Source organism: Haloarcula sp. NS06, from assembly GCF_051122755.1.
Lineage (GTDB): Archaea > Halobacteriota > Halobacteria > Halobacteriales > Haloarculaceae > Haloarcula.
Window position 1 is genome coordinate 2,238,831 of record NZ_CP184844.1, and the last position, 13,231, is coordinate 2,252,061.

Annotated in this window: 18 protein-coding genes; 8 read left to right on the forward strand and 10 right to left on the reverse strand. The window is 62.4% G+C overall.

Annotated elements, in window-relative coordinates:
• From ACODNH_RS15470 to ACODNH_RS15495, 6 genes are all read right to left on the reverse strand, one after another.
• Positions 1–660 (reverse strand): hypothetical protein, encoded by a 660-nt coding sequence (locus ACODNH_RS15470; protein WP_434530527.1) that lies wholly within the window; start codon positions 658–660, stop codon positions 1–3.
• The gene (locus ACODNH_RS15475; protein WP_434530528.1) at positions 657–1,277 is read right to left on the reverse strand and encodes a hypothetical protein; all 621 of its coding nucleotides are present in this window, start codon (positions 1,275–1,277) and stop codon (positions 657–659) included. Before ACODNH_RS15475 ends, ACODNH_RS15470 begins: the two co-directional genes overlap by 4 nt.
• Before the next feature lie 60 nt (positions 1,278–1,337).
• Positions 1,338–2,252, reverse strand: a complete 915-nt coding sequence (locus ACODNH_RS15480; RefSeq protein ID WP_434530529.1) for a metal-dependent hydrolase — start codon at positions 2,250–2,252, stop codon at positions 1,338–1,340.
• A 67-nt stretch (positions 2,253–2,319) separates the two neighbouring features.
• The gene (locus ACODNH_RS15485; protein WP_306705702.1) at positions 2,320–2,853 is read right to left on the reverse strand and encodes a mechanosensitive ion channel domain-containing protein; all 534 of its coding nucleotides are present in this window, start codon (positions 2,851–2,853) and stop codon (positions 2,320–2,322) included.
• A gap of 24 nt (positions 2,854–2,877) precedes the next feature.
• Positions 2,878–3,210, reverse strand: coding sequence for a DUF7116 family protein (locus tag ACODNH_RS15490; protein WP_434530530.1), 333 nt, complete (start codon positions 3,208–3,210; stop codon positions 2,878–2,880).
• Between the two features lie 81 nt (positions 3,211–3,291).
• Positions 3,292–3,531, reverse strand: a complete 240-nt coding sequence (locus ACODNH_RS15495; RefSeq protein WP_434530531.1) for a DUF5816 domain-containing protein — start codon at positions 3,529–3,531, stop codon at positions 3,292–3,294.
• Between the two features lie 72 nt (positions 3,532–3,603).
• Between ACODNH_RS15495 and ACODNH_RS15500 the strand changes: the two genes are divergently transcribed.
• Both ACODNH_RS15500 and ACODNH_RS15505 read left to right on the forward strand, forming a co-directional pair.
• Positions 3,604–4,962 carry a bifunctional metallophosphatase/5'-nucleotidase gene (locus ACODNH_RS15500; protein WP_434530532.1) on the forward strand — a complete coding sequence of 453 codons (1,359 nt, stop codon included), beginning with the start codon at positions 3,604–3,606 and terminating at the stop codon, positions 4,960–4,962.
• Positions 4,963–4,994: 32 nt separating this feature from the next.
• On the forward strand, positions 4,995–5,441 hold the full coding sequence (locus ACODNH_RS15505; protein WP_306705708.1) for a universal stress protein: 447 nt from the start codon (positions 4,995–4,997) through the stop codon (positions 5,439–5,441).
• Here ACODNH_RS15505 and ACODNH_RS15510 read toward each other — a convergent pair.
• Positions 5,411–6,472 (reverse strand): mechanosensitive ion channel family protein, encoded by a 1,062-nt coding sequence (locus ACODNH_RS15510; protein ID WP_306705710.1) that lies wholly within the window; start codon positions 6,470–6,472, stop codon positions 5,411–5,413. The genes ACODNH_RS15505 and ACODNH_RS15510 overlap by 31 nt on opposite strands.
• A gap of 77 nt (positions 6,473–6,549) precedes the next feature.
• Here ACODNH_RS15510 and ACODNH_RS15515 point away from each other — a divergent pair, with 77 nt between their 5' ends.
• Together ACODNH_RS15515 and ACODNH_RS15520 are read left to right on the forward strand one after the other, a co-directional pair.
• On the forward strand, positions 6,550–7,284 hold the full coding sequence (locus ACODNH_RS15515) for a proteasome assembly chaperone family protein (protein ID WP_306705712.1): 735 nt from the start codon (positions 6,550–6,552) through the stop codon (positions 7,282–7,284).
• Positions 7,285–7,409: 125 nt separating this feature from the next.
• Entirely contained in the window at positions 7,410–7,604 is a 195-nt protein-coding gene (locus ACODNH_RS15520) for a hypothetical protein (protein WP_306705715.1), read from the forward strand.
• A gap of 9 nt (positions 7,605–7,613) precedes the next feature.
• Here ACODNH_RS15520 and ACODNH_RS15525 read toward each other — a convergent pair whose 3' ends face one another.
• Together ACODNH_RS15525 and ACODNH_RS15530 are read right to left on the reverse strand one after the other, a co-directional pair.
• Entirely contained in the window at positions 7,614–7,835 is a 222-nt protein-coding gene (locus ACODNH_RS15525; protein WP_306705717.1) for a hypothetical protein, read from the reverse strand.
• 105 nt (positions 7,836–7,940) lie between these two features.
• The gene (locus ACODNH_RS15530) at positions 7,941–8,792 is read right to left on the reverse strand and encodes a translation initiation factor eIF-2B (protein WP_306705719.1); all 852 of its coding nucleotides are present in this window, start codon (positions 8,790–8,792) and stop codon (positions 7,941–7,943) included.
• Between the two features lie 90 nt (positions 8,793–8,882).
• On the opposite strand from ACODNH_RS15530, the gene ACODNH_RS15535 reads away from it, so the two are divergent.
• Entirely contained in the window at positions 8,883–9,314 is a 432-nt protein-coding gene (locus ACODNH_RS15535) for a type IV pilin (protein ID WP_306705721.1), read from the forward strand.
• A 12-nt stretch (positions 9,315–9,326) separates the two neighbouring features.
• Here the strand turns inward: ACODNH_RS15535 and ACODNH_RS15540 are convergent, their stop codons facing one another.
• Complete coding sequence (locus ACODNH_RS15540) at positions 9,327–10,421, reverse strand: DoxX family protein (RefSeq protein ID WP_306705723.1); 1,095 nt, start codon at positions 10,419–10,421, stop codon at positions 9,327–9,329.
• A 120-nt stretch (positions 10,422–10,541) separates the two neighbouring features.
• Between ACODNH_RS15540 and ACODNH_RS15545 the strand changes: the two genes are divergently transcribed.
• From ACODNH_RS15545 to ACODNH_RS15555, 3 genes are read left to right on the forward strand one after another with little or no spacing between them, the layout of a single operon-like run.
• Entirely contained in the window at positions 10,542–11,021 is a 480-nt protein-coding gene (locus ACODNH_RS15545; RefSeq protein WP_170098070.1) for a GNAT family N-acetyltransferase, read from the forward strand.
• A 39-nt stretch (positions 11,022–11,060) separates the two neighbouring features.
• Positions 11,061–12,239, forward strand: coding sequence for a DNA primase small subunit PriS (gene priS, locus ACODNH_RS15550; RefSeq protein WP_434530533.1), 1,179 nt, complete (start codon positions 11,061–11,063; stop codon positions 12,237–12,239).
• The gene (locus ACODNH_RS15555) at positions 12,236–13,177 is read left to right on the forward strand and encodes a hypothetical protein (protein WP_306705727.1); all 942 of its coding nucleotides are present in this window, start codon (positions 12,236–12,238) and stop codon (positions 13,175–13,177) included. The genes priS and ACODNH_RS15555 overlap by 4 nt, the downstream gene beginning before the upstream one ends.
• Positions 13,178–13,231 lie beyond the last annotated feature (54 nt).

Here is a 13,231-nt window from a genome sequence, read left to right on the forward strand (position 1 = left end):
TCACTGAGACTGCCGGTTCAGCAGCGTCTCGACGTGGCCGACCACGTCGGTAAGGTGTGCCGTCCCCCAGATAGCCACGATAATGGCTCCGATCGTATCGAACACGAGATCGAGCATCGTGTCGGTGAGCCCGAACTGTGTCAGAATCGTGTCGTTCTCGGTCGCCGAGGCGGCAAGCGTAATCGAGAACTCGATGACCTCCCAGAACACACCGAAAGCCATCACGAACAGGAGGAGGAACACGAACATGAACCGCGAGGGAATCGAGATTTCGTCGGTGTGCTCGTCGAGCGCGCGAACCGTCGTGTACCCGACCGCGGCGACGACTGACGACGAGAGAGCGTGGGTGAAGTGGTCCCACCACCATATCGTGACGTAGAAATTCTCCTCGGCCCCCGGAAGGCCAACAGTTCCGAGCGCGTGGAAGAACGCTGCGGAGGTAATCCACAGGGTCAATGCTGGGTCGAGCGCGATACCGTAGTCCCGTTCCAGTAGCGCCGGGAGTTGTGTGACGATGATGGCGACGCCCGAATTGACGATGATACCGACGTTGCCCCGCTCGATACCGACCGCGAATAGGCCGATGAGGGCAATCGACAGACTTCGCGACAGCCGTTGCTGTGTTGCCGTACTGATGCTGAAGCGGTCACGGACCCTCATACGTCCGGCTGGACCTCCTCTGGAAGGCGGCTGGTCCCAGCCTGCCGGCGGACGTAGTATGCGAAAACCACACCGGCACCGATGCCGGCGATGGTCGACGCGACGAACTCCCACATCACCGCTTCCTCGATGACGTGTTCGGACACCGTTGGGTCGATCATGAAGGTGGTCCCGAGAAACTGGTCGGCTACCCAGCGGACGACTGCCCAGGCGCCGGCGGTAGCCATCGTGGTGATGGCGACGAAGACAACGGCGAACCGAGGCGTCATCCGGACAGGGGTAAAGAGCTGGAGTTCGACAGCGAGAATGAGCGCGATGGCGGCAACCGAGAGGTACGTGGCGAGATTACCAGTCATCGAGAGCGTCGCAAACAGACGGCCGACAACGGGCGACGCCGCCAGCAAGAGGATTTCCCAGGGGAGCATGGCGTCCCGGTTGCGCAATAGCACCGGCGGAAACAGCGCCAGCGCCGCGACAGCGGCCGCGAATCCGGCCCACAACAAGTCGGCCTGAACAGCACTTGTCACTGAAACGGCTGCGAGCATAGCGACGATGCACCACGCCGCGAGGGCGTTGACGCGCTTGTCCCGGAGCAACCGCGCTACGTCTCGGCTCATATTATCTGGTGAATCCCAACTGGAAAAACCCTATCGACCGATGCCGGCGGCGTGGGCTGTTCAGATAGCTCCATACGCCATGGCATACGCGAGCGCAGCGATGGTCACTGCCGCAAGCCCCGTCACGACCGTCTCCAGCCAGTCGACGCCGTCACTGAACGGCCGAGTCGGCGCGCCGACGACGCCCAGTGCGAGGACGCTGAACACGAAGTGCGCCGACTGTTCGAGCGTCGGTGCAGGCATGAACAGAACGGCTGCTGCATACCCCAGTCCCAGCGCTGCTCGGGGGCGGACGAGTCCCGTTAGCGTGTACCCACGAAGGTGGACGTACGTCCACACGGCGAGCCACACCGTCGCAAGTTCGATAGCGAACGCCGCCAGAAGATGCGTCGTCGGATCGGGGTGGAGCATCACTCGTTCGGTGACGAGGCTCACGTCGAAGGGATAGAAGAACGGGGGCGGGCCACCGGTGAAGAGGTCGCCGAATGGGTGGCTAAGCAGTCCCAGTAGCGCCAGCACGGTCACCGTCTGGGGGCTGATATCGCGTGACTGTGCGACTGTAGCCACACCCAGCACAGCCAGAACGAACACGAGCATCACGAGCCCTGCGACGGGGCCGCTGACTGCGCCCGTGAGAACGGTCAGTGCGACGCCGATGGACAGCGCGCCGGCTCGGGCAGTCCGTGAGTTACTTGCCCAGAGGCCGGCCGCGGCGGCGAGTGCCGTCCCTAACAGAAGCGAGTGTGTCGGCCCGCGGTGGACGACGTTCGCGGTCTCCCAGAAGCCGTCTGCCGTCAGATTCTCGGCGGCCCCGACGAGTAGTCCGAAGGGGGCGTAGACGATATCCACGTCGGGAACTGCGGCGAACAGGCCGGCGATGACGCCCAACTGGACCGCTCGCTCGCGGGAGAGCCCCAGCCACCACGCGGCGAGGGATCCAAGGGCGAACGCGAATAGTGCGTGCCCGACGAACATACCTCGAATAAGATGTCGATAGGCTTAAACACCACGTGTGAACGGGTAGCGCGGCATTTGACCCCGCTCAGGACTCTGAGCCGACCTTCGTCCAGCGTTCTTCGATAGCCGCGTTCGCTCTGACGACAGTGTCACCGTCGACACGGAACCGTGTCTTCCGGAGTTCGATGGCGGCTACCTCCCCGGTGGTGTCGCCGGCTTTGACGGTGTCGCCAGGGTTGAAATCGGGATCTCGGAGGAGGTAAACGCCAGCAACAGCGTCCTTGATCATCTCCGAGAGCGCGTACGAGACGCCAAGCGCGAGGAATCCCGTTGCAGTTCCAAGGGACGCGGCGATGGCGGTCAGGCCGACGATAGAGAGGAACGACAGCGCCACGCCAAACCACAGGAACACGAGTACGATCACCGACAAAAACTGTCGGTACACGGGCGATTCGCCGGGCAGCGACCGCTTCAGAACGGCCCGGACGACGAACATGATCGCTTTGATGCCGACTGCAGCAATCGCAAGAAAGACGAACGCGGTTATGAGGCGCGGGAGTGCGTCAACAACGTTCGTGACTAGCTGTTCAAGCGCTCGATTGATGACACCGACTTGCACGCCGGATGATGAAGGGAGAGGCCCCTAAGTGTTGGCGTCAGCTGACACAGCTGTGTCGCCGGGGTGACGGACCACCTCGTAATCGCCGTCTTCGGTAATCCCGATGACGGCCCAGTCATAGGATACGTCGAGCCGATTGAGACGGCGGCTGAGATGCGTCGCATCGCCCGTACGTGTGACGAAACAGCGCAAGTCGCCGCCGTCAGGTATTGGATCCTGCGAGTCGAGCACTGAGACAGTGACGACGCGCCAGTCGCGTTCCGCTCGCAGTTCGGTGCCAGTGCGCGACACGGTGTATCCGAGGTCATCGAATATCGACCGGGCCTGCTCGTCGAGTGATGTGGTAACGGCCCCCATCTGAGATTCAGTACCACTGGCTATCTGATAAACGTTCCCACTAGCCACCTGGTTGATAGGTCGCCCGCTCAGACCTGACTGCTACTCGTGAGCGGCGTCCCACTCTTCGGCCTTGCGGAGGTTCGAACAGTCGTTACAGCGGATGCGTCCCATTGAGTCCATCGCGTTGTTGAACGTCTCGCAGTTGCCACAGAAGTAGCCCCAGCGACGCTCGCGGTCGGCGTCGCGGTAGACGACGTAAAACGCGCCTTTCGTACCGGTGTCACCGTCGCTCCGGTCGACGTACAGCGTCTCGCCGTCGGGACCGTCGAGTGCGTCCATATGGGCTCATGACGGGCCAGCGGCTAAATCACTGCGGAAACCATTAGTGGCTGGTTCCCCTGCACTGTGGGTGTGAGTCCCCGGATCATCCACTACTCCGACGTGGAGAAGGCGTACGATACTCCCGAGCGAATCGGTCGATTTGCGGGGACAGTGGCCGCCGCTGACGGCCCGGATGCGCTGGTAGTCGGCACCGGGGACAACACCGGTCCGGGAGTGCTGTCGCTGGTCACCGACGGCGAGCAGTCGCTTGACCTCTTCACCGCGCTGACGCCCGCATTCGAGACGTTGGGGAACCACGATTTCGACCACGGACTCGACGCGACGCGGGAGATTATTGCGAGGTCGCCACAGATGTGGCTGACTGCGAACGTCGAACAGGACGGTGAACGGTTCGCCCGACGGTTGACCCGACCGTGGGCGAGTCGCACCGTCGACGGGGTGCAGGTCGGCTTCGTCGGTGTCACCAGCCCGGACACGGCCTCGGCCAATCCACAGGCGACGACGCTGACGTTCACGGACCCCGTTGAGGCTGTCAGCGAGGCGGCCACAGCGCTTCGGGATGCCGGGGCGGAGGTTATTGTGGTGCTCTCGCATCTGGGGCAGACTGACGAGAAACTGGCCCACGCCTCCGACGTGGACGTAATCCTCGGCGGACACATCCATGAGCGCCGCATCGACCGCATCGGTGGCACGCTACTTACCAGACCAGGAGCCAACGGCAAGACCGTCGTCGAGGTCGATCTCGCCGGGCCGGAACCGACTGCGAAGTTCCACGAAACTGTTGACGGTCCCGCAGACAACCGCGTCGCCGAGACGATCGAGGACAGACTCTCTGCGGCGGGACTCGATGAAGTCATCGGGCACGTTGAGGACCCGCTGGACCGGAGCAGGGCGACGACCTACGACGGCGAGTGCCGGCTCGGCAACCTCGTCGCGGACGCGTACCGGTGGGCGACGGGCGCAGATGTGTCCCTCCAGAACAGCGGCGGTCTCCGGAACGACATGGTTCCGCTCAATGGGGCGCTGACGGTCGCCGATATGGTTTCTGTCGTCCCCTTCGAGGAACCCCTGACAGTCGCCGAACTGACGGGAGCGGAGCTTCGGACGCTGTGTCGACAGGGAAGCGGGCAACAGGTCTCGTTCGGAGAGTCGGACTGGTGGCACGCCCATTTCAGCGGCGTCGAACTGGTCTGGAACGATGGCACACAAACCATTGAGCGACTGCGGGTCAACGGGCGACCGGTTCGCGACACCGAAACGTACACGCTCGCGACGAGCAACTACCTCTACTACACCGAGTTGGAGTTCCCGGTCCTCACCGACTCCCATCGGGTCAGTGTTGCCGACGTACAGTACGAGGCGCTGGCCGACTACGTCCGCGAGACGGACATCACCCCGGCGGTCGACGGCCGACTCACTCGTCGCTAGCGATTTAAACCTCGGCGCGGTACGTTCCGCCGATGCCACAGGTCGTCGTCCCGGTCAGATACCCACTCTCGGAGAACTCCCGAGCCACGCTTGCGGAGGCCATTCAGATCGCCGACGAAGAAGACGCGGACCTCACCGTCCTACACGTAAATCTATACCAGAACGGCCACCACGTCGACCGGACAGAGCTCAAACGCGCCGTCGAGCAGTCGTTCGGTCACGTCCCGCGAACGCGGTACGTCGTCCGGTCGGGGATGCTGGTGGAAGAAACGATCCTTGATGAGGTTGCTGCACAGGACGCCGATATCGTCGTCATCGGGAGCAAACAGGCGAGTCGCTGGCGACAGATGATCCGTCGGTTGGTTGATGACCCTGATGTCGAACAGTTCCTCCGCGAGGAACTCGATTGCGAAATCGTCACCGCCCAGCCGGATGCCCAGTCCAGCCGTCACTCGTCGCCGAGTTCATCGGGATCCTGACGCGGCGGGACAGGGGAGTCACCAGTGACCGTCTGGGACCGGTCAACGCCGTCAAGTCCGCCCAATCCGTTGGTAAGTGAGACGTTCATCTCCCCGCTGGTGTCGTCGAAGTATAGGTGTGAGTGCGGGTACGCGATCTCGACGCTTGCATCCTCGAGCCGCCGCCAGACGTTCGTCTGGACTCTCGAGCGGGCGGCGAGCAGTTTGTACGGTTCGGTCACCCAGTACCGCAGTGTCAGCAACACGCCGTGGTCGGCGAACTCGTTGATGTACACCGTCGGCGAGGCGGGATACCGGGCCGCACCGACGCGGATGTCCGGGCCGCCGGAGATGACGTTGTCTACTTCCCGGGCCGCCGCTTCGATGAGGCTTCGTGCGACGGCGATGTCACTCTCGTACGTGACCATCACGTCGAGCGACAGCCGTGTCCGTGAGTCTTCCGCCGAGTAGTTGACGACATCCCGCTGGCGAATCTCCCCGTTGGGGATGACGAGAAACGTATTGTCGAGGGTGAATATCTTTGTGTGTCTGAGCGTGATGTCCTCGACGAACCCCCGCTGGCCGGTGTCGACGAGTTCAATCATATCTCCGATCTCGAAGGGCTGGTCAGCCAGCAAGAAGACGCCGGAGATCAAGCCCCCAAGAATCGGGGCCAGCACGACACCAACCACGGCTGTGAACACAGTAACGGAAAGCGCGATGTCGCCCAGTTGCAGGCCGTAAATGCCCAGAATGGTCAGCAACGCGAAAATGTACACACCAGCACGGATGCCGCGCAGCGCCGTTCGAGTGAGACTTGGCCGCCGGAACTGCTGAGCGACACGTCGGCCCAGAAGACGAACGAGAACGCGAGAAACGACGATTGCCAGCCCGATAACGATCAGGGATTTCCCGATGTTGGCAATCCACATCGGAATTTCGAAGGGGAGCAACCCACCAATGTCGGTGGCTACCTCTGTCGCCACCTCCGTCGCGGCTTCGGTCGGCGCTGGAGTGGGTGTCTGCAACGGCCAGGCAGGGCCAAAACGCATGACATGGAATCAATCCTGCCACGAGAAAAGGATTCCCCTCCCGAACTACTTAATCCTCCAACTGTATCTGAACATGTATGTCGTCCAACGATATCTCGGTGGTTCTCTCAGACGACCGGCCACCGGTCGATACCTTGGCGGTCGGTGTCTCGGAGTACGGTCTAGCTGGCCTCACGGCCGTCGATTATCTTGCCGACCAGCAGTCGATGCGCGAAATCGGCCATCTACGGATTCCGGGGCCGCCGTTTATTACTCCCTTCGAAAACGGAACCCCGAGACATCACACGCGGCTATACGTCGACGAATCGGCGTCGTTTGCCGTCTTAGTTGGCGAGCGGTTCGTGCTACCGGCACAGGCAGGGGCTGTCGCCGAAGCGGTCGCGAGCGCTGGCGCACGGCTGGACGTTTCAAACATCACGATGCTCACCGGCGTCCCCATCGCACACGGCCCGGACGACCACGTCCCGTTCTACATCGCAACTCCGGCGTACCAGGAATCGTATCTCGACGACACCGACATCAGACCCATGGGAAACGGGTTCCTCGACGGACTGAGTGCCGAGCTAGTCACGCGCGGAATCGATGAGTCGCTTCCAACCGGTGTGTTCACGACGCCGACCCATCCGCAAGCGCCCGACGTGGCGGCCGCAATCAGACTGCTCACTGCGCTGAAAGAGAGCCACTCGATCCAGATTGACACCGGTCCACTGGAGGACTTCGCTGCGAACATCGAGGCCCACTATCAGGCACTCGCCGAACAGATGGACGCCGCTGATTCCGATCAGTTCGGAGATGACCGAATGTATATGTGAGGGCTAAAGTTTGGCACGTGTGTCCACATTTACTGAGATTTAAACTATACTAATTCCACATTGTGCGTGAACAATCAAACATTCTGCCGACACATTTTTGACCGTACAGCACGTTCTTTTCCTTGATGACCTCCACCGAAATCTACACGACCAGTGCGGTCGATTCAGACCCACCACCACAGACGCGGTCCAAGACATCACTGTTCTGTCCCGACTGCGGTCACGAGAGTGCCGTCACGGGCGACTGGACCACTGAAGCAACCGAGCACAGTTTCCAACTCCAGTGTCCAGACTGTGACACTGTCGTCCAGCAGCGGTAGAGTACGTAATTACCTCTCGTCCTCTGTAGACGAGGAACTTTCAGGGTTCTCAGCAGGCGGGTTCACTTTGATGAACTCAACAACGAGATACACTACTGAGACGATGATCAGTATGAGCAAGAAACCCGCATCCCAAGAACCCTGCAGACTCACACCGACCGTGGCCAGGGTTGCAACGAGTACAGCGGTACACCGGCGGATGGTTTGACGAAGGAGGGCAGTGTCGTCCATACATGCTTATTCACTGCCAGCAACAAGAACCTTCGATCCTGCTTCCCGTTGTTGTGACCCGTCCTGCTGGACAGTGATATTAGAACAAACGTACAGCAGTCCGTCTCAGTACTCGTGGATTCCGTCGTCAGTGACAACGGTATCGAGCAGGTGCGTCGGCGTGGCGTCGTAGGCCGGGTTTGCGATCTCGAATCCGTCTGCCGGCTCCCGGAGCACCTCTGACGGTGACCGAATTTCGTTTTCGAAGGCAAAGGCCCCGTCGACGTACTTCGCGGCGGCCCCGACGACCGTCACTGGAACGTCGTTGTCCGCTGCCGCCGTCGCAATCGGATACGTGCCGATGCGGTTGTACAGCGTGTCGTCGACGATGCAGTCCATGCCGACGAGCACGCGGTCGACCTGTGGCATGAAGTGTCCGGCGGCGCTGTCGACGATGAGTGTCACGTCAACCCCGTCCCGGTCGGAGAGGTGGCGCGTCATCTTTCGACCGAGGAAGCGTGGGCGAGACTCCGTAACGTACACCTCGAAGCTGTGGCCGGCTTCGATGGCGTCGTCGATGGCCGCAAGGACCGTCGAGGAAAAGTCATGCGTCAACAGCACGTCGTCATCAGCGATCTCCGACACGGCACGGGCAGCGGCGCGGTCCTTCGATGACTCCACCGAGTCGATAACGTCGTCGATAGCCTCATTGGTCAGTTCTTTGGCGGCCGCCACGTCGCCGGGCTCCGCGTCTGAGACGGTGTTCACGATCCGGTGCTGAGTCGTATGGAGGGAAGCGTGTGAGGGGTTCGCTCGTCGGAGGGCGCTGCTATTCCGGTCAAGCGAACGGAGGTAATCCTCGACCGTCGGGTACTCCCTGTCAGTCAGGTCCCGGAGCGCCTGGGCAGCTTTGACTGCGACCACGGAGGAACTGTGGGTCTGCATCTCCGAGATCTCCTCGACAGTCTCGTCTATCATACCGGTGGCTGTGAGTTGAACCGATATGTGTCTTCCCCTCGCCGTCGAACAGCATTTAACGCCGTCTCACATTAGGGGTGATAGACGGCTATGGGACAGTTCAGGACTGAGACAGTTGGGATGTCAGAGACCATCGGCGTCGCCGTCCTCATTGGGCTGACGCTACTCGTGACGGCCATGGTTGGGCTGAACGTCCTCGTCATCGAGGACGACGACAGCGGTGGCCCACAGGCGAATTTTAGCTACGACTACGTCGAGGACAACGAACTGCTCATTGTCACACACGAACGCGGCGACGAATTCGAAGCCGGGAACGTCGAATTCGAAGGGCCAAGCAGAACTGTCACCTGGGCGCAGGTGGCAAACCGGGAGCCAGACGCGATGATTGGCCCGGGCGACCTCGCACAGCTGAGCAGCGGTAACGCCTACGAGCGACGAGTGGGCGCCCGGGACACGATCACGATATACTACAACGCGAGCGGAAACCGGACCCAGCTAGATCAGTGGGACGGCGCGAACTGACCTGTCGCCTTCTCAGTCCGTCGAAACGACGGTCTCACGGTCGTTCTGTGCCGGCCGACCAAACCAGTCATCGAATGAGAGCGGTCCAGCACCCATCGTGAACACTGCCGAGGCCATTCCGAACAGCGTGATATGCGCGAGTACCGGGTCGTCTGGTAGCCCGAACAGCGTTGTGGTGAACAGGATAAAGGAGACAGCCGCGGCCCCACGAGTCATGAAGCCGAATATCAGCACCAGACCGACCAGCATCTCAGTTAGGCCAGCACCCAGCACCCACATCCCGGGGTCGACTGGGACGACGGCGGTGAGGTCGTACTTTTCGACGACCAGAAGTGCCTGGCCGGGTTCAGCGAGTTTCTGGAACAGTCCGAGAAAAATGAATGTCACGCCCATTCCGATTCGGATGATGACCGGGACGTACTCACGGTACGGTGCCGTTGTTGCGTCCAGAAACCCCTTGAGATGGTGCACCGGGTCGATGCGCCCGTAGTAGGTCCCGTCGGTGCTGGCGACTCGCTGGAGCATATGGTCCGCGCTCGGGCGGCCACCGCCCAGTATCAGCAGTGCCAGAAACGCCGGCACGTACTCCATGGCGAGAACAACACCGGGGTCAACGCTCAGCGCCCAGCCGAAGGTCACTAGCCCGATCGTGGTGACAATACGGGTCGCGAGCCCGAACAGGAGTGTGAACCCCAGCCCGATAAACAGGATACGGACGACCGGGCTCGTGGCGGGGTCAAACGTCACCGTCGGGGCGAACAGATACCCCTGAAAACCGGCACCGACGAGTGGCAGTCCCACGCTGAGTCGGAGCATCCACGGGACGAGGTCCGAGTAGCCGACGAGTACGTTCCGGAGGATGACGATGTCCGCAATCGTCGGCCGGACCCAGAGATACGCCGCGAGGCCGCCAGTCACAGCCAGTCCCGAGATGCCGAAAACAGCCGCGTTCACCGGGCTCGACAGTACCGATATCGCAAACGCCACCGCGTCGAGGGCCTCGCCCGGCCCATCTGTCACGTAGTCGACGTGTGCCGCCGCGGGTCGCGAAAGGAGCGCGAGCGCGAGCGCGACGCTGACGACACCACTCGGGAGACGCGTGTCCATGCCTGAGAATTCGTGCGCTGCCTACCTAACCCTGTTCGTCCGGCCCGCGGAACTGGACGGTTGGATACCCCGCTCTGTAGGCGGTGGAATTATATCCACGCCGCCACTACTTATACGGCAGTGAGCGTCAACATCGAGACACAGATCGTCGAACGCGGGGACGACGAACACGTCGACGCGGCGTGGCGGCTCAAGGAGGACATCCGAGAATCCGACGGCGTCCTTCGACAGCGGCGGGGGTTCTTTCGCGACGCCTACCGACGGTCGACCACCTATCTCTACATCGACCGCTCCAAAGACCGCCTCATCGGCTTCGCTGCGGTTCGACGCGACGGCTACATTCTCTTTCTCGCAGTCGATGACGAGTACAGGGGCCACGGCTTCGGCAAGCGACTCGTCGCCCGCGTCGCCGAGGACTACGGCAGCGTGACCTGCCACGCTCGGGCGACGAATCGGGAGGCCATCGGCTTCTACAAACACATCGGCTTCGAGATTACGCGTCGCATCGACAACTACTACGAGGACGGCGGCGACGCCTACTACCTCAAGCTCGGCGAGGACTCGATTACGGACAAACTGTCGAAGTTCCTGCGCGGCTAAGCGAACGCTTTTCAAGGGACCTCCCCAACGAGGTAGCCGATGGAAGAGCGGACCCGCGCGTACCTCCGTGGCCGGTTCGGCGATCACTACCGACAGGCATCCGTAACGCCGCCACCGGCCGCGAACGAACGTGAATGGGGATTCATCCCGTGGACCGAAGGCCCCGGCGAGACGATGGTCCGCCATCGCTCGCTGCTGGACCTCGGCGAAATCGAGGATTTTCTCGGTCGCCGGAAGCCCCGCCACGTCTACTTCTCCGCGGGCCGCTACGACGAACCAAGCGCCTCCACGATGTCGGACAAGGGCTGGCGCTCCTCGGACCTCGTGTTCGACCTCGACGCCGATCACCTGCCCTCCGTAGTACTGGGCGAGGACAGCTACGCCGAGATGCTCGCAAAGTGTAAGGACGCGTTGCGCAGGCTGCTCGACTTTCTGGAAGACGATTTCGGTTTCGATGATCTCACTATCGTCTTCTCCGGTGGCCGGGGCTACCACGTCCACGTCCGCGACGAGCGTATCCGGCACCTGGAGCGGGACGCGCGCCGGGAGGTCGTCGACTACGTTCGTGGCATCGGCCTAGAGTTCGACGAACTCGTCGACGAGGAGTCTGTCGCCGGCACAGCTGGCCGGTCCAGCCCGGCACAGAAGCGGACGCTCTCGACAGAGGGCGGGTGGAGCGCCCGCGCACACCGACATATGCTCGCCGTCGTCGACGACCTGCTCGCGATGGAGGAAGCGGACGCCCTCGACCGACTGCAGGAGTACGACGGCATCGGCGAGGGGAAGGCGACGGCGGCACTGAACGCCGCCCGGTCGAACTACGAGCAACTGGAAGCCGGCAACATCGACGTACATCCGGCGTTCTACCAGCTGGCGAAGATTCTGCTCCACGAGGTCGTCGCAGCAGACAACGCACCGATCGATGAACCGGTGACGACGGACACGAACCGGCTTATTCGCCTTCCGGGCTCGCTCCACGGCGGCAGCGGGCTGGAGGTCCAGCGCATCGACCGCGACGATCTCGACGCGTTCGACCCGCTGGTCGACCCCGTCCCGGAAACCTTCCGGGGCCACGACATCACCGTCGAGGTGACCGACGGCGGCCTCGTCGAACTATATGGCGATAGCTTTACACTGGAGGCGGGTAATCAGACTGTACCAGAGCACGTGGGCGTATTTCTCATGGCCCGCGGGCGTGCCGAGAAGGGGAAGGAATGAACGTAGACGAGCTCCAGTCCGTCCAATCGCGGGAACGCCAGACCGACCAGCTCCAGCAGCTGCGCGAGACGTTCTACGAGGACGCCGGGCAGTTCATCCAACAGCTCCGGTCGGAGCGCGACCGCGCGGCCGAGCGCGCCGAGGACCCGTTCGACTCGCCCGAGGTCAATCGCCTGACCGACGATATCAAGACCGCCGAGCAGACCGTGGAGGCTGTGTACGAGCGGCGTGTCGGTAAAATTGTCAAGATGGCGTCGCTGGCCGCGGCGGACATGCCGACCGAGGACGACGGTCTCACACAGGAGGAACGGGACCTGTTCGAAACGATGGTCGAGGCCATCGAATCCAACCGGGGCCACGTCCTCGATGTGATTGCGGGCGAGGCTCCGACCGGCGCGGTCGGCGACGAGCCGAACTCGGATGAGAGACAGGCTCCTGACCCGGACCCACACCAAGCAGCAAACGACGCGACAGCCGGCGAGCCCGAGCAGTCGACGCCGGACACCGGCGTTGACGCGGCTGACATGATGGGCAGCCGTGGGGACCAGTCCCCGCCCGCGCCGGACTCTGACGCACCAACGCCGCCGCCCGAGCTGGACACAGGCAGCAATCCCACAGTCGACGGCCAGTCCGAGCCGGCGGACGTGCCGCCCGGCGATGATGTTCCTGTCCCACCAGCCGAACAGAGTGTTGAGTCGCCCTCCGGCCCGGCGGCGGACCCGACGCAGGCTGACGGCGGTACGCAGTCACCAGCCAGTGCTGGCACGGCCGGGGCCGCCGACGTAGACCGGCGGACGGTTCGTATCACGGACGACGTGGGCGAGATATTCGGCGTCGACCAGCGCGAGTACGACCTCTCAACCGACGACGTGGTGACACTGCCGGCCGACAACGCCGACCCGCTGGTCGAACAAGACGCCGCCGAGCCGTTAGAATAAGCCGACGCGACGGGGCTGACGGGCCACTGTGCGAAACGCCGCTGAATACCCTGT